Below are 23,880 nucleotides of genomic sequence, written 5' to 3'. Positions count from 1 at the left end.
AGCACATGTATCCCGGTGCGAGCCCATGCCTGGATTCAGGGACAGTGCGAGAGTGCTGCGGCCGGAACGCCGATTCAACGACTGCGCTGGACAACTGGTGTATTCCCTAGTTTCCGCTAGCGGTCACACGGTGCCGGATGTCATAAGGGGGTGGAGAGAAACCCACAGGGCGGAGGAATCAGACTGTCCAAGGCGCTCGCGGCACCTGGACGGCACGATTACTCCGCCCTGTCTCTATCCGCCCCGCCGGGGCGGTGAGTGGATCAGGCCTCGATCCAGTTGTGGGCCTGGACCAGTTCCAGGACGCGCCTGCGCACCTGTACGAGTTGCGCCGCGGTCAGCGAGGGAGCCGCGTCGAGCAGTGCCTCGGTCAGTTCGTTCCGGAATTCGGTGTGGGACAGGACATCGCACAGCAGGTCCTCGTCGGACTCTGCGCTCCCCGGCCGGTCCGGCCCGCCGACCACGGGAGCCTGCCGCCGCACCGCAGCCGTCCGCACGGGCTCCAGCAGCTGTACGTCGCTGGCCTTGAGCCCGCGATCCCCGACCTCCGGGGTGTACTCCACCCTGAGTCCACTGCGGAACAGATGCTTGTCTTCCCTCAAGTCGTTGACGTGGACGAAGACGTCCTCACCGCCCGTGTCGGGGGCGAGGAAGCCATAACCGCGCACCTCGTCAAATCGCACCACTGTCCCTGTAGCCACCACTTTTCCCCTCACCTCAACCACTTGCACACGGTTACCTCACACCCCGGAGCCGGGCTCCAGTCCTGCACCGGACGCCGATCAGTCCTCGGGCCGGTCATCCGGCGCGGGACGGGGCACTACGCGTGGCCACCGCCCCTCACACAACCGATCATCGTGGTGTCACGCGACCCCGGGGGGATTCAGTACGGTCGCCCCCCGCTCGCCGTGCGGAGCCGTCCGGGTGCCTGAGAAATCGACAGGACATTATCACCCGCACCCTGCTGGAGGTACTGTGCCGGGACTTTACCGATGCCGCCGCGCTCAATGCAGCCCGGCGGGGAGATTCCCCAGTGCGCTCGGCCGGGTGTCACCCCGCATGACGGGGCGCTGCTCCCCGCTCCGGCTCTATGGCAATTCCTAGACTTCGCAAGCCGCCCTGGCCCCCTACCGGAAGGCCGTGCTGAAGTGAATTGCCCGACCAGTCGACCGGATACGGACAACCGGTGTGACGTGTGGCCCCGCAATCGTCGGCCATTCGCGCTCCGCGCCGCGCATTACGGATCGCGCCCCGCGGCGGCGCGACGGATCATCCCGCAGGACACTCACAGGAGGCGGCAACCGATGGGGTACAGCAAGAGCGACATTCTGGAGCTGGTACGCAGCTACCACCAGGAGAACGTCGTGTCCGGATTCGTCCCAGGGGTGACGCCGGTGGGGGCGTCGGGCGCGGTCCTCGATGAGGACGACCGGGTCGCCCTCGTCGAAGCGGCCCTCGACTTCCGGATCGCGGCCGGCACCAGCTCCCGCAAGTTCGAGCGCGCGCTCGCCAAGCACTTCGGACTGCGGAAGGCACATCTGACCAACTCCGGTTCATCGGCCAACCTGCTGGCGCTCAGTGCACTGACCTCGCATCAGTTGGAGGACCTGCGGCTGGTGCCCGGCGACGAGGTCATCACGGTGGCGGCCGGTTTCCCCACGACGGTCAACCCGATCCTTCAGAACGGTCTGGTGCCGGTCTTCATCGACGTCGAACTCGGCACCTACAACGCCTCCGTGGAGCGCATCGAGGAGGCCATCGGCCCGCGCACCCGGGCCATCATGATCGCCCATGCGCTCGGCAACCCGTTCGCCGTCGAGGAGGTCGCGAAGATCGCCAGCGATCGGGAGATGTTCCTCATCGAGGACAACTGCGATGCAATGGGCAGCACGTACCGCGGCAAGCTGACCGGCACCTTCGGGGACCTGGCCACGGAGAGCTTCTATCCGGCTCACCACATCACCATGGGCGAGGGCGGGTGCGTAGTGACGGACAACATGGTGCTGGCCCGCTTCGTGGAGTCGCTGCGGGACTGGGGGCGCGACTGCTGGTGCGAGCCCGGTGAGGACAACCGCTGCTTCAAGCGGTTCGACCAGCAGATGGGCACCCTGCCGCACGGCTACGACCACAAGTACATCTTCTCGCACATCGGGTACAACCTGAAGTCGACCGATCTGCAGGCATCGCTGGGGCTCACCCAGCTCGCGCGGATCGAGGAGTTCGGTGCCGCCCGTCGGCACAATTGGGCACGGCTGCGCGCCGGGCTGGACGGTCTGCCCCATCTGCTGCTCCCCGAGCCCACGCCGGACAGCGATCCGAGCTGGTTCGGGTTTGTGATCACGGTCAAGGACAGCGCGCCCTTCTCGGCCGCCGAACTGATCGACCACCTGGAGTCCCGGCGGGTGGCCACCCGCCGCTTCTTCGCCGGTAACCTCACCCGCCACCCGGCCTACCTGGAACGGGAGTTCCGGGTGAGCGGGCCGCTGACCAACAGTGACATCATCGCCGAACGCACCTTCTGGATCGGGGTCTTCCCCGGGCTGACCGACGAGATGATCGACCACAGCATCCGCAGCGTCACCGAGTTCGTCACCAGCCGTACCTGACATGCCGGGCGGCCGGTGCCCACCCCTCGGGGCGGTGGGCACCGGCCGCCGGCTGTCGACGCGCGGTGTCAGCTCGGCGGGTCCGGGTCAGCCCGGCCGGCCCACTGCTCCAGCAAGTCGGCCGCCCGGACCGCACCCCCGGCCTCGCGTATGCTCGCCCGCATCCGCGCCATCCGCTCCGGGCTCTCGGGGTCGGCCATGATGCCGCCCACGGCCGCGGCGAGGGTATGCGCAGTCAGCCGGTCACCGTTGATCATCCGGCCCAGGCCCAGCTCGTCCAGGCGCCCTGCGGTCAGGGCGAGTTCGCAGCTCTGGGTGGGCACCGCAACCACCGGTGTGGCGAAGTACAGCGCCTCCATGACGCTGCCCATGCCCCCATGGCAGACCAGGACATCGGCGTGCCGCAGTACCACCGGGTGCGGCAGCCACCGGTGCGCCTCCACATGCGGCGGGAGGGCACCGAGGCCGGCGAGGTCCCCGTCGCGGCCGAGCGTCATCACCACGTGCCAGTCGGCTCCGTCGAAGGCGTCTACACAGGTACGGAAGAAGTCGCGCTGATGCTTGGACTCGGTCCCCAGCGAGACCAGCGCCAGCCGCCTGCCGCCGGCCGGCGGCGACCACGGCACGTCCCCCTCGGGCTCGGTGACCGTGGGTCCCACGAAGGCGAAGCGCTCGTCGAATGTGGAGCCCTCGATCTGGAAGTCCCGCGGCAGGAAGGCCAGGTTGCGCTCGTCCCACTCCCGCAGGAAACGGCCCAGCCCGTCCGGGGCGATGCCGTGGTCCAGGGCGAACCGCATCACTGCCGCCGCGCCCTCGCGTATCGACGGGTCGTCGGGGTCGAACAGCAGCTCCCGCAGGGAGAACGCCTCGTTCGACGCGTGGCTGACGCCCAGCTGCACGGTGGTGACGCCACCCAGGGTGTGCGCGGTCATCCGAGCAGCCGCGAACGACTCGAAGTCGTACAGCACGATGTCCGGAGGGTCGGCCGCCAGGGTGGACAGCGCGAGCGGATAGACCCGCTCCATCGACTCGACCAGCAGGTCATGACCTTCGGCGGCCAGGCGGGCCGCGCCGGCGTAGGGCTCCTTGAAGAACGCACCGCGCCGGGACGTGTAGCCCACGGCCCGAGCGCCGGTCCGCTCGATCACCTCGCTGTACTGGTGGTCGACGAAGTACGTCACCCGGTGGCCGCGGCGGACGAGTTCACGGGTCAGGCCGAGCGTCGGGCCGATGTGCCCGAAGTCGGCGAACAGGAACACGGCGACATGCCGCGGGGGGGCGTCTGCGAAAGCCGACACTTCGGCACCTTCACTCTCTGGTCGGGGCGGGGCCGGCACGGTGGGCTGCCGGGTGGTCCGGGGGGCGAGGGGCCGGGCCGGGGGCGGTGCCCTCCCACAGGTCGCGTGCCGAGCTGTCGATGCTGCGGCGCGCCGTCCAGTGGAGCAGCCGCCTGGCCCTGCTGGTCTCCACCCGCATCCAGTTCAGGTCGGTGTGGGCCCGCACTCCCACGGGTTCCGCCTTTTCGACGATCCGTGCCCGTTTTCCGCTGGCGACTATCAGGCGCTCCACCATGGTGCGCACCGGGACCGCCTCGCCCCGCCCGATGTTGATGACCTCTTCGCCGACCGGCAAGGCCGCCGCGGCCAGCACCGCGTCCGCAGTGTCCCGGGCGTCGACGAAGTCCCGGCTCGCCCGCAGCGGGCTGACTCGCACCACCGCTTCCCCGTCCGCCTCCGCGGCGCGCAGTTGCGCCGCGACCTGCCCCAGCAGGCTGCCCGGTGAATTGCCCGCACCGATCACATTCGACACCCGCAGTACGACCGCCTCCACCTGCCCGGCCGCGGAGGCGGTGAGGACCGCTTCGGTGCCCCGCAGCTTCGTCCGTCCGTACAGCGAGGTCGGCCGGGTCGGCGCCTGCTCGTCCAACGAGGTGTCCGGCGGCTGCGGGGCGTACTCAAGCACCGAGCCCAGATGGACCAGCCGGGGACGCCAGGACGCGGCGGTCATGGCCGCCAGCACGTTGTCCACCAGGTCGTGGTTGGCCTGCTGCATGACGTCCGGCGAAGACACCCATGCGGCGCCGGCCGCGTTCACCACGGCGTAGGGCCGCTCGGCGTCGATGAGGCGGGCCAGGCCGTCCGGTCCCTCGCCGATCAGGTCCATCGGGAAGAACCGCCCTGCCCCGGCCGCGGTGCCCGCCCGGCGCGCCACCATCAGCACTTCCTCGCCGGCGGCGCGGACCGCCGCGGAGATATGGCGGCCGACGGATCCGGTCGCACCCAGGACAATCACCCCGCGGCGCGTGCCGTCCGGGTCTGCCGCCTTGCTCACGATGTTGCCCGCCGCCCTCAGCATGTCTCGGCGAGCCGTTCGGCGCGTGCCTTGAGCGGTTCCCACCAGTCCCGGTTGTCCCGGTACCAGGCGACCGTCTCGGCCAGGCCGACGGTGAAGTCCTTGCGCGGTTCATAGCCCAGCTCGGTGTGGATCTTGGTCCAGTCCACCGAGTAGCGCCGGTCGTGTCCCTTCCGGTCGGCGACGTACTCGACCATGGTCGACGGCACCCCGCAAGCCTCCAGCAGCAGCTCGGTCAGCTCCCGGTTGCTCAGCTCGGTGCCGCCGCCGATGTTGTAGACCTCGCCCGCGCGGCCTCGGGTGCGTACCAATTCGATGCCCTGGACGTGGTCGTCGAGGTGCAGCCAGTCGCGGACGTGGAGCCCGTCCCCGTACAGCGGGACCTTCTTGCCGTCCAGGAGGTTGGTCACGAAGAGCGGGATGACCTTCTCGGGGAACTGGCGCCGGCCGTAGTTGTTGGAACAGCGCGTTACCCGTACGTCGAGGCCGTGGGTGCGGTGGTAGGCCAGGGCGATCAGGTCGCTGGCCGCCTTCGAGGCTGCGTACGGCGAGTTGGGGCTGAGGGGGTGGGTCTCCGAACTCGATGCGGTGGCGATCGAGCCGTAGACCTCGTCGGTCGAGACGTGGACGAAGGACAGCGGCCCGTGCCGGAGCGCGGCGTCGAGCAGGACCTGGGTGCCCAGGACGTTGGTGCGGGTGAATTCCGCGGAGTTGTGGATGGAGCGGTCGACGTGCGACTCGGCGGCGAAGTGAACCACCTGGTCGTGTCCGGCGACCAGTTCAGCGACGAGCGCCTCGTCGCAGATGTCTCCGGCGACGAACCGGAAGCCGTCCAGATGGCGGACCTCGTCGAGGTTTTCCGGGCTGGCCGCGTAGGTGAGTTTGTCGAGCACAGTGATCTGGAGGTCGTCCGCCCCGGGGGAACCCAGCAGCGTACGGATGTAGTGCGAACCGATGAAGCCGGCGCCGCCGGTCACCAGGAGTCTCGTGGGGCTCATCGAGGATGTGGCGCGGCGGCCTGGGACCCAGGCCGGTGAACAGCGCCCTCCTCCCTTCCGGTTGTTCGGTACGGGTGAGGTGGGTCGGCCGATCCCGCGGGGGCGGTCTCAGGACTGGATGTGCACCTTCGCGTGGTCGCCGAGCACGAGCCGGTGTGCCACGGGGTGCCGGGGTGCGAGCGTGACGTGCGCGTTGCGTCCGACGAGCGAGGCCTCGACTCGGCGCACGTTCTCGAACGACGCGCCGCGCAGCACGATCGAGGAGGCCAGCTCGCTGTCGTGGATGCGGCAGTTCTCCCCGATCGAGGTGAAGGGCCCGATGTAGGAATCGGTGAGGACCGTGCCGGAACCGATCACGGCCGGCCCGACGATCCGCGAGCCGCTGACCGTCGCGCCCTGCTCGATCCGCACCCGGCCGAGGAGTTCGCTCGCGCTGTCCACCGAGCCTTCGATGCAGCGTTCCTGGCTCTCCAGCAGCATGCGGTTGACCTCCAGCATGTCGGCGACGCTGCCGGTGTCCCGCCAGTAGCCGGGCAGCTCACCGGACCGAATGTTCCGGCCCTGCTCGACCATCCACTGCACCGCGTCGGTGATCTCCAACTCGCCCCGCGCGGACGGCTCGATCTCCCGCACCGCCTCGTGCACCGCAGGGGTGAACAGGTAGACGCCGACCAGCGCCAGGTCGCTCTTGGGATGCGGTGGCTTCTCCTCCAGCCCCACCACCCGGCCGCCGGCATCCAGCTCGGCCACGCCGAAGGCGGTGGGATCGGGGACCCGGCTGAGGGCGAGCTGGGCGTCGGGGCGCTCCTTGCGGAAGTCCTCGACCAGATCGGTGATGCCGCCAGAGATGAAGTTGTCCCCGAGGTACATCAGGAAGTCGTCTTCGCCCAGGAAGTCGCGGGCGATGAGGACGGCATGGGCGAGGCCGAGCGGTTCGCTCTGCGGCAGGTAGGTCACCTGGAGACCGAACTGTGAGCCGTCCCCGACCGCCTCGCGGATCTCCGGTCCGGTGCCACCGACGATCACGCCGACGTCGGTGATGCCGGTGTCGGCGATGGCCTCCAGCACGTAGAAGAGGATGGGCTTGTTGGCGACCGGGACGAGTTGTTTGGCGGAGGTGTGGGTTATGGGCCGCAGGCGCGTACCAGCGCCTCCCGAGAGCACGAGAGCCTTCACGGTTTCCATCCAAGGGCGAGTAGTGTCGGGGGAGAGCCTGTCGGTCGCGGGCCGACTCGGCCTGGTCAGCGCTCCGCGACCAGTTGCTCCAATGTGGCGACCATGTCGCGTGGGCTGGGCATCGCCGCGGACTCGTCGCGCAGCCGCCGCGCGGCGGAGGCGAAGCCCGGATCGTCGAGGATCTGCCGGGTGTGACGGAGCACCAGGTCGGCGGTGACCTCACTGTGGTGCGCGAAGATCCCCGCGCCGGCGCGCTCCAGGGACCGGCCCCGCCACTCCAGGTCGGCGACAGTGGTGGAGAGGGCGAGTTGCGGCACCGCGTTGACGAGGGCGGTGGCGAAGGTCCCAAAGCCGCCGTGGTGGATGACCGCCGAGCAGCTGGGAAGCAGGGTGTCCAGTGCCACGCCTTCGACGGCGCGCGCATTGGCCGGGATGTCGCCGAGCGCCTCCCGTTGCTGTGGAAGGAGCGCGGCCACCACCTCGATGTCGAGACCGGCCAGCGCGTCGAGGATGACGGGGACGGAGACATAGTCACCGCCGTACGCCTCGGTGTTGGTCGTTCCGAGGGTCAGACAGACGCGCGGCCGCTCGGGTGCCTCGCGCAGCCACGGCCACCACACCGCCTCCCCGTTGTATGGCACAAAGCGCATGGGCAGCTCACGCAGCGCGCCGGGCAGCCGCAGGCTCGGAGGCAGCGTGTCGATGGTGTAGTGCCCGTTGATCAGTTCTTCGTCGCAGGAGACGCCGAACGGTGCGCCGCGCTCGTCGAGCCAGTCGGCGAGCGGGTCCACGCGCTCTTCGGGAGGGGCTTGGCCCATCAGGTCCACGTAGGTGCGCCGTGCCCTGCCGTACACATTGGCGGACCACAGCAGCCGGACATCGACGGCACCACTGACGCGGGCGGCGATGGCACCGGCATAGGCAAGCGGGTCACAGACGACCAGGTGTGGCCGCCAGCTCTGCGCCAGCGCGACCGTATCGTCGATCACCGGATCGTTGTACAGCGCGAAACCGTAGGGGACGCCGATCTCGTAGCGGCTGCGGATGGTGGGCCAGTCCACCTCGTCCGGTCCCATTCGGCTCCAGTTGGCGAGCTCCTGGTCCTGTGTCTCGGGGGCCAGTTTCATGGCCTCGTGCAGTTCGTGGTCGCGGCCGACGGGAGCCGCGACCAGACCGGTGCCGGTGACGATGCCGGTGAGCGCCGGGGCAGTCACCACCCGCACCTCATGCCCTGCCGCGGTCAGCGCCCAGGCCAACGGCACCATGCAGTTCACATGCGACTTCTCTGACAGCCCGGCGAACAGCACACGCATGGGATCTCCTCTCGGTCTCGAACAGTTGGGTGGCCTCTATGTGACCGGCAGGCACCTGCATGGCCAGATCGCAGATGGCGCCTTTGCTCATCCTGTGCTCTCCGGCAGTGCGCTGCGGCACGGCGCCGCCATGGTTTGGGGATTCCTTCAGACAATGGCGGCCGGGGCCCACCGGGGGCGCAGAGCTTGCCATCCGGTCCCTCGGCGCGGTGGCCTCGGCGCACGGGTTCTGGAGCAATTCCCAGAATGCGATCCGGAATCACGATGCCCCGGCTCTTCGGCATTAGGGTCGCCGACTGATACCTGGCGGGGCTCGCCGCGCGTGGCATGGGATCACGACGCCGGTTCCGATCCGGTCCAGCCGATGGTGGAACGCGACCTGGAGAATCCATGATCATCGAAGACCAGCTCCGCCACACCGCCGACTTCGGGCTGGTGTAAGGGGACAACTACGGCTACCGCTCCGGCATACGCCCGTTCATGGTCCAGCATCTCCACAGCAAGGTCGCGGCGATCACCGACCTGGCCGACGTCGGTCCCGACGATCCGGTGGTGGACATCGGCAGCAACGACTCCACACTGCTGCGCGGCTACCCGACTCCCGGCCCGACGCTGGTCGGCATCGACCCAACCGGGCGGCCGGCCGCGCCAGGGAGACCGCGCTCGGGCTGGACACCATGGCCCCGCTCGAAGCGTTCGCCAAGCGCGTCCATGGCTACCGCGACCGCCCGCGTGATCTGCTCGACGAGTCACGCAAGGCGGGCAAGGTGACCCTGGGGTGCGGCGCTTCGACCAAGGGCTATGTCATCCTCCAGTTCTGCGGGCTCACCGAGGACGATCTGCCCCGCATCGGCGAGCCCAACGCGGACAAGTCCGGCTGCTTCACGCCCGGTACGGGGATTCCCATCGTGTCCGAGGAGGAGGCCAAGTCCCGGCGCCCCGACCAGCTGCTGGTGCTCCCCTGGATCTACGGGAAGGCTTCATCGAGCGGGGGAGCGCCTTCCTGGGCGGCGGCGGCAAGCTGGTCTTCCCGCTGCCCGGGCTCTCCATCGTCTGACCGTGCCGCTTCCGTCCGGCAGGGACCGTCCGGCACTAGGGAATCTTCCACATGGGTGCGGCCCATACCGAGGCAGCCACAGCCGGGGGCAGCCCGTCCCTCCGGCCGGCACACACGGACCGTGTGCGGTGCTGCGACGAAGCTGTGCCTGCCTGCGCAAGGCAAGAACTTGTTTCCGAACGTGGTGGGAGCGCGAAAAGGTGAGTGACATCAGATGTACCGAACCGATCCGGCCGAAGCGGCCGGGGACGCGCCCCGCGGCGCTGCCCGCACACGACACGGCGGGCAGGTGATCGGTGATGCGTACCCGAAAGCTCGCCGTCGCCGGCGGGTTCGAGTTCACCCCCGATATCCACTCGGACCACCGCGGACTGTTCTTCTCGCCGTTGCAGGACGAGGCGTTCGTCGCGGCAGTGGGCCACCGGTTCCCCGTGGCACAGACCAACCACAGCAAGTCGGCCAGAGGTGTGCTGCGCGGGCTCCACTTCACGGCCACTCCCCCAGGCCAGGCCAAGTACGTCTACTGCGCACGGGGGAAGGCGCTGGACGCCGTCGTGGACATCCGGGTGGGGTCCCCCACCTACGGCCAGTGGGACCTCGTCAACATGGACTCGGAGTCCTTCCGGGCCGTGTACATCCCCGACGGGCTCGCCCACGCCTTCCTGGCGCTGGAGGACGACACGGTCATGTCGTATCTCGTGAGCAGTGCTTACCAGGCCGAGCTGGAGCATGCGATCGATCCGCTCGACCCCGCGATCGGGCTGCCCTGGCCGCACGGGGTGGAGTTCCGCCTCTCCGCGCGGGACATCATCGCGCCCCGTCTGGCGGAGGCCGAGGCCAAGGGCATGCTCCCGATTTACGCGGACTGCCTGCCGACCGGGCCGGCGGCCGAACCGTCGGTGCACCCCGACCCGTCGGCGAACCGGCTCCATGGCTGATGAGGAGGGCGCCGCCGGGCCACCGCTGATGCCGTCCCCTGATCCCTTCCGTATCGCGGTGCTGGGGCCACCGGGTGTATGGGCCGGCACATCTGTGCCGCCTTCACGGCCGAGGGGAGCGAAGTCCTCGCGACAGCCCGTCGGCATGCGCCGCGAGTCGCCGCCCACCGGTTCCGGTCCCTCGATGTCGCGGGCAGCACCAGCGAAGAGCTCGCCCGGGTGCTGCTCGTCATGGCCGCCGGGTTGCCGGCGGAGACGATCCGGGAGCAGCGGGGTGAGGTACACAGCAGGGGTGCCGACTGGATCCAGGTCGTCACCTCCCGCGCCGCACGCCTCCTCGGCTGGCGCCCCCGGTTCACCATCGGGGAATCGATGAGGGCCATGTGCGAGACCGTGGACGCGGACCAGTCACTCCCGGCCCGGCACTTCGCCTGACCCGGCCCCGCGCCGCTTGCGTAGTTCGTGCGCACGGCGCGCGAGCGTCGAAGGGTTCGCTCGATCACGTCAGTTGGCCCATCAAGTCACGTAGGTGCGCCGTGCCCCCGGGGTACGCATCGGCACGGCGCCGAGCGGATCTGGGATTCCTCCGGACCACGATCGCGGTAATCCGGTCCGGCCTCTGCGGCCCTTTCCTGCGGCGCATTCCGTTCCCTGTCCTCCGGCAGGAAATAGCCCCGTCGAGCCTGCGCCAAAGCCGGGGAATTCCTTAGAAAAGCGCCGTCTTCCTCTGCCCGCCCCGCGGTTCCGTGCTCCACTGCGACTCTTCTGCCGGGATGGGCCCGGCAGCGTACCGCTCGGCTCGGGTGCGTCCGGACCGGCAGAAAGCGCGGTCAGCTTTGTCGCAACAGAAGAGATCAAATGTCCTCCCGGGCCTGCCGCATCCGCTGCAGACACCCGGCCCGGAAATCGGCCTTCCGCCGACGGTGGAACCGGACGGCGGGGCCACCCTGCTGGCCTGGCTGCGCCGGATGCGGACGGAGCGCCCCGTGTGGCGAGACGCGGCGGGGACCACGCATATCTTCCGGCATGTGGACGTGGTGCGCATCCTGGCCGACCCCGTGCAGTACTCCTCCGACACCGTGGGACGGGTCAACGGCGGCAAGAGCCCGGACGGAATCCTGCTGCTGCTCGACCCGCCCCGGCACGGCCAGCTGCGGCGTCTGGTGAGCCGCGCGTTCAGCCCCCGGCTGATCGCGGATCTGACACCACAGATCACCGACATCACCCACACTCTGCTGAACGCGGTCGACGGCGACCGCTTTGACCTCGTCGATGCGGTGGCCAATCCGCTGCCCTTGATTGTGATCTCCACAATGCTGGGTGTACCGCCCGACGACCGGGCCATGTTCCAGCAGTGGGGCGAGCAGCTCCTGGCGACGGACCCCGCGGCCCCGGAGAGCGTGCGGCGGATGGAGCAGACCGTGGAGAAGATCGCGGTGTATCTGCAGGGGTTCGTGGACGCACGCCGCCGCACACCGCACGACGATCTGCTCGGCACCCTGGCCCGGGTCGAGGCCGACGGCGAGCGGCTGACGGACCAGGAAATCATCTCCTTCGCCACGCTGTTGCTGCTGGCCGGCCACATCACGACCGCGGCGCTGCTCGGCAACACCCTGTTGTGCCTGGACGGCGCGCCGGAACGGTGGCAGGCGCTGCGCGCCGACCGGTCCGGGATTCCGGCGGTGATCGAGGAGACGCTGCGCCTCCGGCCGCCGTTCACCCGCGTCGAGCGGGTGCCGACCCGGCAGGTGGAGATCGCCGGGGAGGTCATCGAACCGAACACCCTCGTCCACCTGTGGCTGCTGTCCGCCAACCATGACGAGCGGGTCTTCGAGGACCCTGCGGCCTTCGTGCCGGAGCGGCCCAACTCCCGGCAGACGGCGTTCGGTCAGGGCATCCACTACTGCATCGGTGCTCCGCTCGCCCGTCTGGAGAGCCGTATCGTGCTGGGGCTGATGCTGGACCGCTTCCGCTCCGCGCGGGTGGATGCCGGCTCCCCCCTGTCGTTCCACGGCAGCAATGTCTTCGGCGCCGAGCAGCTGCCGCTGGTGGTTCAGCGGGCCTGACGCCATCGCGCGTGGACCCGCCGCGCCGATCAGCGGGCGGCGGGGTCCACCGTGATGGCGCGGGACGGACAAAGGTGCTCGGCCTCTTCCACCTCGTCCGCCCACTGCTCGGGCGGCGCGGTCATCCGCAGCACGACACGGCCGTCCTCCTCGTGCTGCTCGAAGACCTCGCCGGCGGTCACGGCACACATCCCGGCGCCGACGCACCGGTCCCGGTCAACCGTGATCTTCATGGTGTCTCCCTCGTCTCGTGGGCCTGCGACCTCGTCCGATGGCCCTGCGCACCATGGTGTCGGCTGTGCGGCGCGCCACCGACCGTCGTCGGCAGGGTCTGGTGAATCGCCCAGACAATGAGCACCGGCCGTGGGACCGCACCCTTCCGCCGGGCGCATCACGCCGGCCGCCCCCGCGACTCATCGTGGCGTGCTGCCCCGCGGCCGCGGGCCCGGCAGGCCCTCCATCCAGGCGGTGACGGACTGCGCGGTGGCGCCCGCGTGGTCCTCCATCATCGTGAAGTGGTTGCCCGGCACCTCGGTCACGGTGTCCGCCCCGTCCCAGGACGCCTGCCACTCCTTCGGTGCGAGCCCGCCGTCCTGCTCGACGCTCACCGGCGGCTCACTGGAGCGCACCAGCAGCACGGGGCAGGCAAGCCGGTCCGGCGACCAAGCGCCGACGACATGGATGTACCAGCTCATCGCGGTGAGCCGGTCGGAATCCATGTGCGCGAACAGGGACTCACGGTCGAACATCCCGCCGAGCATCTCTCCGGCGAACCGGGTGAACGGCGAGTCCTCGCGCGGCAGATAGGTGTCCAGCAGCGCGACACCGGCGGGCGGTGTCCCCGCCTTCTCCAGACAGTGCGCCACGGCGAGGGCCAGGATGCCGCCGGACGACGAGCCGAGCAGCACGAACGGACCGCCGTCCGCGCACCGCAGCACCGCGTCGGCCTGCAGCCGTACGACCGCGTCGAAGGAGGCGGGCAGCAGCTCTCCCCGGCCGAAGCCCGGGGTGGGCAGCGCCCACACGTCGCGCGTGCCGCGGTGGACGGAGGCGAACCTGGCGTACTGGTGCACCCCGGCGAGCGCCACATACGAGCTGAAGCAGATCAGTGCCGGCTCGGCGGGATCCGGGGAGGCGCCGCCGCGGGCGAGGCGTACGGGCGTGCAGGGCGCTCCGGAGTCCTCCGGGGCGTCGAACGTCGGCCGCAGCCGGGCAGCCGCCTGGAGCAGCTCGAACCCCTCCTCCACGCGTCCCGACTCGCAGGCTCCCCGGAAGAGAGCGCCGAGGGTGTCCTGCGCCCGTCCCGTCGTGGACGGCCGGTCGCCGGATCCTTCGGTGCCGGACTGCGGGAGGGCCCCCGTGGCCAGCTCCTCGCCCAGCCGGGCGGCGAGGTCCTGTGGGGTGGCGACGTCGAACACGACGGTGGGCGGGAGCCGCAGGCCGGTGACGGTGCCGAGCTGGTTGCGCAGCTCCACGGCGGTCAGCGAGTCGAAGCCCAACTCCGTGAAGTCGCGGTCCGGTTCGATGTCCTCGGGCGATCCGTGGCCGAGGACCGCCGCGACCTGAAGCCGGACCAGATCCAGCAGGAGTGCGTCCCGGCCGGCGGGGCCTGCGGCCGTGAGCCGGGCGAGCAGATCGTCCTTGTCCGCCGCGGAGGCGGAGACCGTGCGCCGGGCCCGGCCGGGTGCGGCGCCGCCCAGCAGTGCCGCCGCTCCGCCCCTGCCCAGGCCCACGGTGACCAGCGCGGGGTCGCCCGTGGCCAGTGCGGCGTCGAACAGCGCGAGCCCGTCGTCGGCGGAGAGCGGCCGCATCCCGCCGCGGGCCATCCGCCGCCGGTCGGTGTCGGCGAGCCCCGTCGTCATCCCGCCCTCCTCGGCCCACAGCCCCCACGCCAGCGAGGTGGCCGGCAGCCCCCGGGCCGCCCGGTGTCCGGCCAGACCGTCCAGGAAGGCATTGGCGGCCGCATAGTTGGCCTGGCCCGCCGAGCCGAAGGTGCCGGCGGCGGAGGAGAAGAGCACGAACGCCGACAGTTTCTGATTGTTTGTCAGCTCATGCAGCAGCCAGGCGGCGTCGGCCTTGGGGCGCAGCGTCCGGTCGATCCGCTCCTCGTCGAGGGCGGTCAGCACCCCGTCGTCGACGACCCCGGCGAGATGCACGACGGCGGTCAGCGGGTGATCCGCCGGGACCGAGCCGAGCAGCCGCGTCACGTCCGTCCGCTCGGCGACATCGCAGGCCACCAGAGAGGCCTGCGCACCCTCCTCGGCCAGCTCCGCGCACAGCCGCGCCGCCCCGTCGGCCGCGGGCCCGCTGCGGCTCGCCAGCAGCAGGTGCCGTACGCCGTGCCGGGTGACGAGGTGGCGCGCCAGGAGCCGCCCCAGCGCGCCCGTGGCCCCGGTGACCAGCACCGTGCCCTCCGGGTCGAACGGGGACTCGGGGCCCTGGGGCGCCTCGACGCGGGCGAGCTGCGGCAGCCGCAACTCGCCCGCACGCAGCACCGCCTGCGCAGGCGCGGCGGCCACGGCGTCCGCGAGCACGCGGCGGGACGCCTCACTGTCGTCCAGGTCGAGCAGCCACAGCCGCCCGGGGTGTTCCCGCTGCGCGGAGCGGACCAGTCCGCACAGCGCCGCGCCCGCGAGATCGCTGACGTCCTCCCCGGCCCCGGCGGCGACGGCGCCCCGGGTCACGAGCACCAGCCGGGAGCCGGCGAACCGCTCCTCCGCGAGCCACTGGCGGCAGGTGGCGAGGGTGCTGGCGAGCAGTCCGCGGACGTCCGGAGTGCCAGTGCCGCCGTCCGTGGCGCACACCAGCAGCACGGTGTCGGGCATCGTCATCCCCGTGGCCACCGCGGCCGCCAGCGCATCGAGGTCGGCATACGACTCGGTGTGCACGCCCGCGCCGTCCAGCGCCTCCGTGATTCCGGCGTCCGGGGTTCCGCCGGTCGCGGCGCCGGCCGGGCTGCCGAGCACGACCCACCGTGCGGCCCCGGAGCGTGCGGCCAGGGAGGCGGCCTGCCAGTCGAGGCGCAGCGGCACTTCGGGCCCGGCCGGAGCGGAGGCGGGCAGCTGCTCGGGGGTGACCGTGCGCAGGGTCAGCGCGTCGGCGGTGACGACGGGCCGCCCGGAGACGTCCGTGACCAGCACCGAGAAGGCATCGGACCGGCCCTCGGCGGCCGTCAGACGTACCCGCAGCGCGTCGGCTCCCTCCGCATGGAACGTCACCCCGCTCCAGGCGAACGGCAGCATCGCACCGCCGTCACCCACCTCACCTGTGTCCCGCCCGCCGACGAGCAGCGTCTGCACGGCCGCGTCGAGCAGCGCGGGGTGCAGGGTGAACCGTGCGGCGTCGGCGCGGTACGGCTCGGGCAGGGCGGCCTCGGCGAACAGCTCGTCGCCGCGCCGCCAGACCCGCCCGAGGCCCTGGAAGGCGGGCCCGTAAGCGAACCCTGCTGCGGCGAAGGCGTCGTACCACTCCCCCGTGCCGACCGGCTCGGCGCCCTCGGGCGGCCAACTGCTCAAAGATGCGGGCTCGTTCGCCGGAGCGGTGGCCAGGGTGCCTTGCGCGTGCCGGGCCCATGGCGCGGCGTCGTCCGCTTCCACGGGCCGGGAGTGCACGGTGAACGACCGGCACCCGGTGTCGTCGGGTGCGCCCACCACGACCTGGAGCTGGACCGCGCCCTGCTCCGGGAGGACGAGCGGCGCCTCCAGGGTGAGTTCGGCGAGGTGGTCGTATCCGGTCCGGTCACCGGCGCTGACGGCCAGGTCGAGATAGGCCGTCGCCGGGAGGATCACCCTGCCCAGCACCGCGTGGTCGGCGAGCCAGGCATGGGTGGCCACCGACAGCCGGCCCGTGAAGACCACGGATTCCGCACCGGCCACGGTGACCGCCGCGCCGAGCAGCGGGTGACCGGCCGCACGCAGCCCCACGGCGTCGAGGTCGCCCGCCGCGGCGACGGCATCCCACCAGTAGCGCTTCCGCTGGAAGGCGTAGGTCGGCAGGTCGACGCGGCGGGCGCCGGGGAACAGCGCGGACCGGTCGAGCCCGGCACCCGAGGTGTGGAGCGCGCCGGCCGCGGCGATGACCCCGTGCGTCTCGGACCGGTCCTTGCGCAGCGCGGGGATCAGCGTCCGCTCGCCGTCGAGGCAGCCCTGTGCCATGGCAGTGAGAGTGCCGTCCGGGCCGATCTCCAGGAACCGGGTCACACCCTGCTGCTCCAGCCACCGGATGCCGTCGGCGAAGCGGACGGCCTCGCGGACGTGCCGCACCCAGTAGTCGGGAGACGTCAACTCCTGCGGCGTGGCGAGGGTGCCGGTGACGTTCGAGACCACCGGGATGCGGGGCTCTTGGTACGACACGCTTGCGGCGACGGCACGGAACTCGTCGAGCATCGGCTCCATCAACGGGGAGTGGAAGGCGTGGCTCACCTGGAGCCGCTTCACCTTCCGGCCTTCGGACTCGAAATGCCCGGCCGTCTCCATGACCACGGATTCCTCGCCCGCTATCACGGTGGACTCCGGACCGTTCACCGCGGCGACGCTCACCCGCTGATCGCGGCCTTCCAGCAGCGGCAGCACCTCGGCTTCCGACGCCTGGACCGAGACCATGGCCCCGCCCGCCGGCAATGCCTGCATCAGGCGGCCACGCGCAGCAACCAGACGACACGCATCCTCCAGCGACAGCACCCCCGCCACATGCGCTGCCACCAACTCACCGATGGAATGCCCCACCAGGAAATCCGGCCGGACACCGAAGGACTCCACGAGCCGGAACAGCGCCACCTCCACCGCGAACAACGCCGGCTGGGTGAAGCCCGTCCGGTTCAGCAGTTCGGCCTCGTCGCCGAACACCACGTCCCGCAGCGGCAACGCCAACTCTCCGTCGAAGCAGGCACACACCGCGTCGAAGACCTCCGCGAACACCGGGAACGGGTCATACAGCTCACGGCCCATCCCCAGCCGCTGCGCACCCTGCCCCGTGAACAGCAGGGCTGTTCTGCCCTCGCCCCGTACCACCCCGGTGAGAGCAGGTGACGGGGTCTCGCCGGTCGCCAGCGCGCTCAGGGCGCTCAGCAGTTCCTCACGGGTGCTGCCGACGAGCGCGGCGCGGTGCTCGAAGGCGGACCGGGTGGTGGCCAGGGAGAGCCCCACGTCCTGCGGGCCGAGCTCGGGACGGTTCTCCAGATGCCCGAGCAGTCGGCCGGCCTGTGCCCGCAGGGCGTCAGGGGTGGTGCCGCTGAGCAGCCAGGTCACGGGGACGGCCGGGGTGGCGGCCGGCGGCGGGGCGGGAGTGGCCGGGGCCTGTTCCAGGATGGCGTGCACGTTGGTGCCGCTGATGCCGAAGGAGGAGACCCCCGCCCGTCGGGGCCGGTCGGTGTCGGGCCACTCCACGGTGTCCGTGAGCAGCCGTACGTTCCCTTCCGACCAGTCCACATGGGTCGACGGGCGGTCGATGTGCAAGGTGGGCGGCAGCACGCCGTGCTGGAGCGCCAGCACCATCTTGATCAGGCCCGCCACTCCGGCGGCGGCCTGGGTGTGCCCGATGTTGGACTTGACGGAGCCGAGCCACAGCGGGCGGTCGGCCTCCCGTCCCTGCCCGTAGGTCGCCAGGAGCGCCTGGGCCTCGATGGGGTCGCCGAGGGTCGTGCCGGTGCCGTGGGCCTCGACGGCGTCGACCTCCGTGGCGGACAGGCCGGCGCCGGCCAGGGCCTCGCGGATCACCCGCTGCTGTGAGGGGCCGTTGGGGGCGGTGAGTCCGTTCGAGGCGCCGTCCTGGTTGACGGCGGAGCCGCGGAGCAGCGCCAGCACCGTGTGCCCGTTGCGCTGGGCGTCGGAGAGCCGCTCGACCAGCACGACGCCGACGCCCTCGGAGAAGCCGGTGCCGTCGGTCCGGTCGGCGAACGCCTTGCAGCGGCCGTCGGCCGCCAGGCCCTGCTGGCGGCTGAAGTCCAGGAACAGACCGGGCGTGGACATCACGGTGACGCCGCCGGCCAGCGCGAGGTCGCACTCCCCCGTCCGGAGGGCCTGCGCCGCCAGGTGGAGGGCGACGAGCGAGGAGGAGCAGGCGGTGTCGACGGTGACCGCGGGCCCCTCCAGGCCGAAGGTGTAGGAGAGGCGGCCGGACATGACGCTCGCCGAGTTGCCGGTGCCGAGGTGTGCCTCGGCGTCCGGTGCCGGGGCGAGGGAACGGGAGGAGTAGTCCTGGTAGTTGGTTCCGGCGAAGACGCCAGTGCGGCTGCCGCGCAGTGCGGCCGGGTCGATCCCGGCCCGCTCGAACGCCTCCCACGACGTCTCCAGCAGCAACCGCTGCTGCGGATCCATCGCCACCGCCTCCCGCGGCGAAATCCCGAAGAAACCCGCATCGAAATCGCCGACATCGGCCAGGAACCCGCCGGCCCGGGTGTAACTGCGCCCGGCCACACCCGGCTCGGGGTCGTAGAGCGCCTCCACGTCCCAGCCACGGTCCGCCGGCCACTCACCGATCGCGTCCACCCCACCCGCGAGCAGCCGCCAGAACTCCTCCGGCGAACCCACCCCACCCGGGAAACGGCAGCTCATCGCCACGATGGCGATGGGGTCGTCCTCGTCGGCCGTCGCCCTGTCGGGAGCCGGCGCGGGCGGGGCCGGCGCCTCGTCGAGGTCCAGTTCGGTGCGCAGCCGGGTGGCCAGCGCCGCGGGGGTCGGGTGGTCGAAGATGAGGGTGGCCGGGAGTCGTTTGCCGATGGCCGTGCTGAGGGCGTTGCGGAGTTCGACCGCCATGAGGGAGTCGAAGCCCAGTTCGCGGAAGGCCCGTTGGGGGGCGACCTCGTCGGGGTCGGTGTGGTTGAGGACGGCTGCGACATGGGCGCGGACGAGTGCCGACAGGGCCTGGCGCTGTTCCGCCTCGTCCAAAGCGGCGAGCCGGCGGGCGGGTGCGGGGCCTTCGGTCGTCTCCTCCGTGGCCGGTGCGGCGGTGGCGAGTGCCCGCTGCGCGTCGGGGAGGTCGGCGATCAGGGGCCGGGGGCGGGCCGTGGTGTAAGCGTGCGCGAAGGTGTCCCAGTCGATGTCGGTGACGGCCAGTGCGGTGTCGTCGTGGTCGAGGGCGCGTTGCAGGGCGGCGACCGCCGACCGGGGGTCCATGACGCGTACGCCGTGCCGGTGCAGTCGCTCTCCGACGGTGCCCTCGGCCATGCCGGCTTCCGCCCAGGGGCCCCAGGCGATGGAGGTGGCCGGGTGCCCGGCGGCCCGGCGCTGCTGGGCCAGGGCGTCGAGGTAGGCATTCCCGGGGGCGTAGTTGGCGTGGCCCGGTGCGCCGATGGTGCCGGCGGTGGAGGAGAACAGCACGAAGGCCGACAGGTCGTGCGCCCGGGTCAGTTCGTCGAGGTTGCGGGCGCCGCCGGCCTTCACCCTCAGCACCCCGGCCAGTTGGGCGGGGGTGAGGGAGTTGATCGTCCCGTCGTCGAGGACGGCCGCGGTGTGCAGGACGGCGGTGAGCGGCCGGTCGGCGGGGACGGTGTCGAGCAGGGCGGCGAGCGCGCCCCGGTCTGCGATGTCGCAGGCCGCGAATTCGGTGTGGGTGCCGAACTCCGCCAATTCGCGGGCGAGTTCGGCAGTGCCGGGGGTGTCGGCGCCGCGCCGGCTGACGAGCAGCAGGTGCGGTGCGCCGTTGCGGGCGAGCCAGCGGGCCACGTGCCGCCCGAGGGCGCCGGTGCCGCCGGTGACCAGGACGGTGCCCTGCGGGGTCCATCGCCGGGCGGTGTCGAGTTCGCCGGTGGCGGCGCGGACCAGCCGCCGGGCGAGGACACCGTGCGGCCGGATCGCAAGCTGGTCCTCGTCGCCGAGGCCGGCGAGCGCCCGGACCACGGCGGTGGCCGCGGCCGGGTCCAGGGTCTCCGGCAGATCGAGCAGTCCGCCCCAGCGCTCCGGCTGCTCCAGGGCGACCACCCGGCCGAAGCCCCACACCAGGGCCTGACGCGGTGCGGTGACGCCCCGCAGCGGGTCGGTGGTCACGGCGCCCCGGGTGGCGAACCACAGCGGGGCCTCGACGCCGAGGTCGTCCAGTGCCTGGTCGAGGGCGACGGTGGCGGCGAAGCCCCGGGGCAGGCCGGGGTGGGCGCGGTGCTCGTCCTCGTCCAGGGCGAGCAGGGAGACGAGGCCCGCGACCGGGGGCAGCGAGGTGTCCGGGGAGTCCGTACCGCGCAGTGCCGCCCCGATCGTCCCGGCGAGCGCGGCGCGGTCCGCTTCGGCGTCCACGGGCACGGTGACGGGGTGCGCTCCGGCGGCGGCGAGTGCCGCCGTCAGGTCGCCGGCCGGGGCGGGGTCGCCCGGGGTGACCACCAGCCAGGTGCCGCGGAGGGTGGCGGGGGCGGCACCGGCGGGGACGGGCTTCCAGGTGATGCGGTAGCGCCACGAGTCGGCCTGCGCGCCCTCGCGGTGGCGCCGGCGGTAGTCGGACAGTGCGGGCAGCAGCGCATCGAGGGTGGCCGGGGCCACGTCCAGTGCGGCGCCGAGCGTGCCGGCGTCGCCGCTCTCGACGGCTTCCCAGAAGCGGGCGTCGGTGGCGTCGCCGGGGCCGCCGCGCAGGGCGGGGGCGGGCTCGGGCCAGTAGCGGCGCCGCTGGAAGGGGTAGGTCGGCAGGGCGATCCGCCGGGCGGTACCGGACCCGTCGGGGTCGAGGACGGTGCGCCAGGTGACGGGCCCGCCGGCGACGGAGAGTTCGGCGAGCGAGGTGAGGAACCGCCGCGGGCCGCCCTCTCCCTTGCGGAGGGTGCCGACGACGGCCGCGTCCGCGATGTCGAGTGCGTCGAGCGTCTCGCGTACCGCGGTCGTCACCACGGGGTGCGGTGAGGCCTCGATGTAGGCGCGGTAGTCCTGTTCGGCCAGGGTGCGGACGGCGTGCTCGAAGCGGACGGTGCGGCGCAGGTTGCGGTACCAGTACTCGGCGTCGAGCCGGCCGGTGTCGAGCCAGTCGCCGGTCACCGTGGAGAAGAACGGGGTGGCGCTGCTGCGCGGGCTGACCGGCGCCAGGTCGGCGAGCAGTTGCTCGCGGATCTTCTCGACCTGCGCGGAGTGGGACGCGTAGTCGACCGGTATCCGGCGGACCTGGGCGCCGTCGGCCTCCAGTGCGGCGAACAGCTCGTCGAGGGCGTCCGCTTCGCCGGAGACGACCACGGAGCGGGGGCCGTTGACGGCGGCGACGGAGAGGGCGTCGCCCCAGGGCACAAGGCGGTCCTCCACCTCGGGCAGCGGCAGCAGGACGGACATCATGCCGCCGCGCCCGGCGAGCGCGGTCAGTGCCCGGCTGCGCAGGACGACGACCCGGGCGGCGTCGTCCAGGCTCAGCGCCCCGGCGACGCAGGCGGCGGCGATCTCGCCCTGGCTGTGCCCCACGACGGCGTCGGGCTCCACCCCCCGGGCGCGCCAGAGACCCGCCAGCGCGACCATCACGGCGAACAGGGCGGGCTGGACGACATCCACGCGGTCCAGGGACGGCGCCCCCTCCGCGCCGCGCAGCACCTCGTCGAGGGACCAGCCGGCGTACCGTTCCACGGCCTCGGCGCACTCGGTGAAGCAGGCTCGGAACTCCGCGTCGGTGTCGAGGAGTTCGGTGGCCATCCCCGCCCACTGGGAGCCCTGGCCGGGGAAGACGAAGGCGGTCCGGCCGTCCGCGCCGCTCGTGCCGCGCACCACCCCGGGGGCCGGGGCGTCGCGAGCGAGCAGGTCTAGGCCCCGCAGCAGTTCCTCGTGGTCGGCGGCGATCACGGCGGCCCGGTGCTCGAAGGCGGTGCGGGTGGTGGCCAGCGACCAGGCGAGGTCGCGCAGTGGCGGCGCCGGCCGCTCGGACAGCCCCTCGTGCAGCCGGGCGCTGAGCGTACGCAGCGATTCCGCGCTGCGCGCCGAGAGGGGGAAGGCGAAGTGACGGGAGGCGGCGTCCGTTCGGGGGGCACCGTCGGTCTCGGGGGCGGGCTCCGGGGCCGGGGCCTGTTCGAGGATGACGTGGGCGTTGGTGCCGCTGACGCCGAAGGAGGAGACCGCGGCCCGGCCCGGCCGCCCGTGGTCGGGCCAGGGGGTGGCCTCGGCGAGCAGCGCGACGTTCCCCGCCGACCAGTCGACGTGGGACGAGGGCCGGTCGAGGTGCAGGGTCGCTGGCATCAGCCCTTGCTGGAGGGCGAGCACGGCTTTGATGACGCCGGCCGCACCCGCCGCTGCCTGGGTGTGCCCGATGTTGGACTTCACCGATCCGAGCCACAGCGGCCGGTCCTCCGGCCGGTCCTGGCCATAGGTCGCCAGGAGCGCCTGGGCTTCGATGGGGTCGCCGAGGGTGGTGCCGGTGCCGTGAGCCTCCACCATGTCGACGTCCGCCGTGGCCAGACCGGCGCCGGCCAGGGCCTGCCAGATGACCCGCTGCTGGGAGGGGCCGTTGGGGGCGGTCAGGCCGTTGGAGGCGCCGTCCTGGTTGACCGCGGAGCCACGGAGCACGGCGAGCACCGGGTGGCCATTGCGCCGCGCGTCGGAGAGCCGCTCGAACAGGAGCATGCCGGCTCCCTCGCCCCAGGCGGTGCCGTCGGCGGCGTCGGCGAACGCCTTGCAGCGGCCGTCGGCGGCGAGCCCGCGCTGCCGGCTGAACTCCAGGAACGGCCCCGGGGTGGACATCACCGTGACACCGCCCGCCAGCGCCAGATCGCACTCCCCGGACCGCAGCGCCTGCGCCGCGAGGTGCAGGGCCACCAGTGAGGACGAACAGGCGGTGTCGACCGTGACCGCGGGCCCTTCGAGCCCCAGCGCGTAGGAGACGCGGCCGGAGACGACGCTGGCTGCGTTGCCGGTGCCGATGTACCCGTCGAGGCCGTCCGCGGCGCCGAGCAGCAACCCGGTGTAGTCCTGGCCGTTGGTGCCGGCGAAAACCCCGGTACGGCTGCCGCGCAGCGACACCGGATCGACCCCGGCCCGCTCCAACGCCTCCCACGACGTCTCCAGCAGCAGCCGCTGCTGCGGATCCATCGCCACCGCCTCCCGCGGCGAAATCCCGAAGAACGCCGCATCGAACCCCGCCACATCAGCCAGGAACCCGCCGACACGGGTGTAACTGCGGCCCGGCGTCCCCGGCTCCGGGTCGTACAGCCCCGACACATCCCAGCCACGGTCCGCCGGCCACTCGCCCATGACGTCCACCCCCTCGGCGAGCAGTCGCCAGAAGTCCTCCGGCGAGGCCACCCCGCCGGGGAAGCGGCAGCTCATAGCCACAATCGCCACCGGTTCCCGGCTCCCGGCCCCGGCCTCGGCCTCTTGGAGGCGCTGCCGGGTCTGGTGAAGGTCGTGGGTGACCTTTTTGAGGTACTGGAGGAGCTTCTCTTCGTTCATGTGTCCTCATCCACGAGGCGGTTCCGGGACTGTTGCGGTCG

General features: G+C 71.8%; 12 protein-coding genes and 1 pseudogene. 5 read left to right on the top strand and 8 right to left on the bottom strand.

Annotated elements, in window-relative coordinates; translation table 11 throughout:
* Window positions 1-263: 263 nt before the first annotated feature.
* Window positions 264-701, bottom strand: coding sequence for a cold-shock protein (locus tag STRTU_RS33770; RefSeq protein ID WP_159748959.1), 438 nt, complete (start codon window positions 699-701; stop codon window positions 264-266).
* A 603-nt stretch (window positions 702-1,304) separates the two neighbouring features.
* On the opposite strand from STRTU_RS33770, the gene rfbH reads away from it, so the two are divergent.
* Window positions 1,305-2,606, top strand: a complete 1,302-nt coding sequence (rfbH, locus tag STRTU_RS33765; RefSeq protein WP_159748957.1) for a lipopolysaccharide biosynthesis protein RfbH — start codon at window positions 1,305-1,307, stop codon at window positions 2,604-2,606.
* Between the two features lie 68 nt (window positions 2,607-2,674).
* Here rfbH and STRTU_RS33760 read toward each other — a convergent pair whose 3' ends face one another.
* From STRTU_RS33760 to STRTU_RS33740, 5 genes are all read right to left on the bottom strand, one after another.
* Entirely contained in the window at window positions 2,675-3,904 is a 1,230-nt protein-coding gene (locus tag STRTU_RS33760) for a macrolide family glycosyltransferase (RefSeq protein WP_159748955.1), read from the bottom strand.
* A 10-nt stretch (window positions 3,905-3,914) separates the two neighbouring features.
* On the bottom strand, window positions 3,915-4,937 hold the full coding sequence (locus tag STRTU_RS33755; RefSeq protein ID WP_246241594.1) for an NAD-dependent epimerase/dehydratase family protein: 1,023 nt from the start codon (window positions 4,935-4,937) through the stop codon (window positions 3,915-3,917).
* A gap of 17 nt (window positions 4,938-4,954) precedes the next feature.
* On the bottom strand, window positions 4,955-5,956 hold the full coding sequence (gene rfbB, locus STRTU_RS33750) for a dTDP-glucose 4,6-dehydratase (protein WP_159748953.1): 1,002 nt from the start codon (window positions 5,954-5,956) through the stop codon (window positions 4,955-4,957).
* 108 nt (window positions 5,957-6,064) lie between these two features.
* Window positions 6,065-7,132, bottom strand: coding sequence for a glucose-1-phosphate thymidylyltransferase (locus STRTU_RS33745; protein ID WP_159749879.1), 1,068 nt, complete (start codon window positions 7,130-7,132; stop codon window positions 6,065-6,067).
* A gap of 65 nt (window positions 7,133-7,197) precedes the next feature.
* On the bottom strand, window positions 7,198-8,445 hold the full coding sequence (locus STRTU_RS33740; protein WP_159748951.1) for an activator-dependent family glycosyltransferase: 1,248 nt from the start codon (window positions 8,443-8,445) through the stop codon (window positions 7,198-7,200).
* Between the two features lie 677 nt (window positions 8,446-9,122).
* Between STRTU_RS33740 and STRTU_RS33735 the strand changes: the two genes are divergently transcribed.
* From STRTU_RS33735 to STRTU_RS33720, 4 genes and pseudogenes are all read left to right on the top strand, one after another.
* Entirely contained in the window at window positions 9,123-9,710 is a 588-nt protein-coding gene (locus STRTU_RS33735; protein WP_246241593.1) for a Rossmann-fold NAD(P)-binding domain-containing protein, read from the top strand.
* 91 nt (window positions 9,711-9,801) lie between these two features.
* Entirely contained in the window at window positions 9,802-10,440 is a 639-nt protein-coding gene (locus tag STRTU_RS33730; protein ID WP_159748949.1) for a dTDP-4-dehydrorhamnose 3,5-epimerase family protein, read from the top strand.
* Between the two features lie 75 nt (window positions 10,441-10,515).
* Window positions 10,516-10,875, top strand: a pseudogene (locus tag STRTU_RS33725) (hypothetical protein); the annotation flags it as partial.
* Window positions 10,876-11,276: 401 nt separating this feature from the next.
* Window positions 11,277-12,506 (top strand): cytochrome P450, encoded by a 1,230-nt coding sequence (locus STRTU_RS33720; RefSeq protein ID WP_246241592.1) that lies wholly within the window; start codon window positions 11,277-11,279, stop codon window positions 12,504-12,506.
* A gap of 29 nt (window positions 12,507-12,535) precedes the next feature.
* On the opposite strand, the gene STRTU_RS33715 is transcribed toward STRTU_RS33720, so the two are convergent.
* Together STRTU_RS33715 and STRTU_RS33710 are read right to left on the bottom strand one after the other, a co-directional pair.
* Window positions 12,536-12,739 (bottom strand): ferredoxin, encoded by a 204-nt coding sequence (locus tag STRTU_RS33715; protein WP_159748945.1) that lies wholly within the window; start codon window positions 12,737-12,739, stop codon window positions 12,536-12,538.
* Between the two features lie 180 nt (window positions 12,740-12,919).
* Complete coding sequence (locus STRTU_RS33710; protein WP_159748943.1) at window positions 12,920-23,839, bottom strand: type I polyketide synthase; 10,920 nt, start codon at window positions 23,837-23,839, stop codon at window positions 12,920-12,922.
* Window positions 23,840-23,880: the final 41 nt, after the last annotated feature.

The organism is Streptomyces tubercidicus (assembly GCF_027497495.1).
Lineage (GTDB): Bacteria > Actinomycetota > Actinomycetes > Streptomycetales > Streptomycetaceae > Streptomyces > Streptomyces tubercidicus.
The sequence above is the reverse complement of the archived record's forward strand: the minus strand, read 5'-3'. Positions and strand labels throughout refer to the sequence as shown.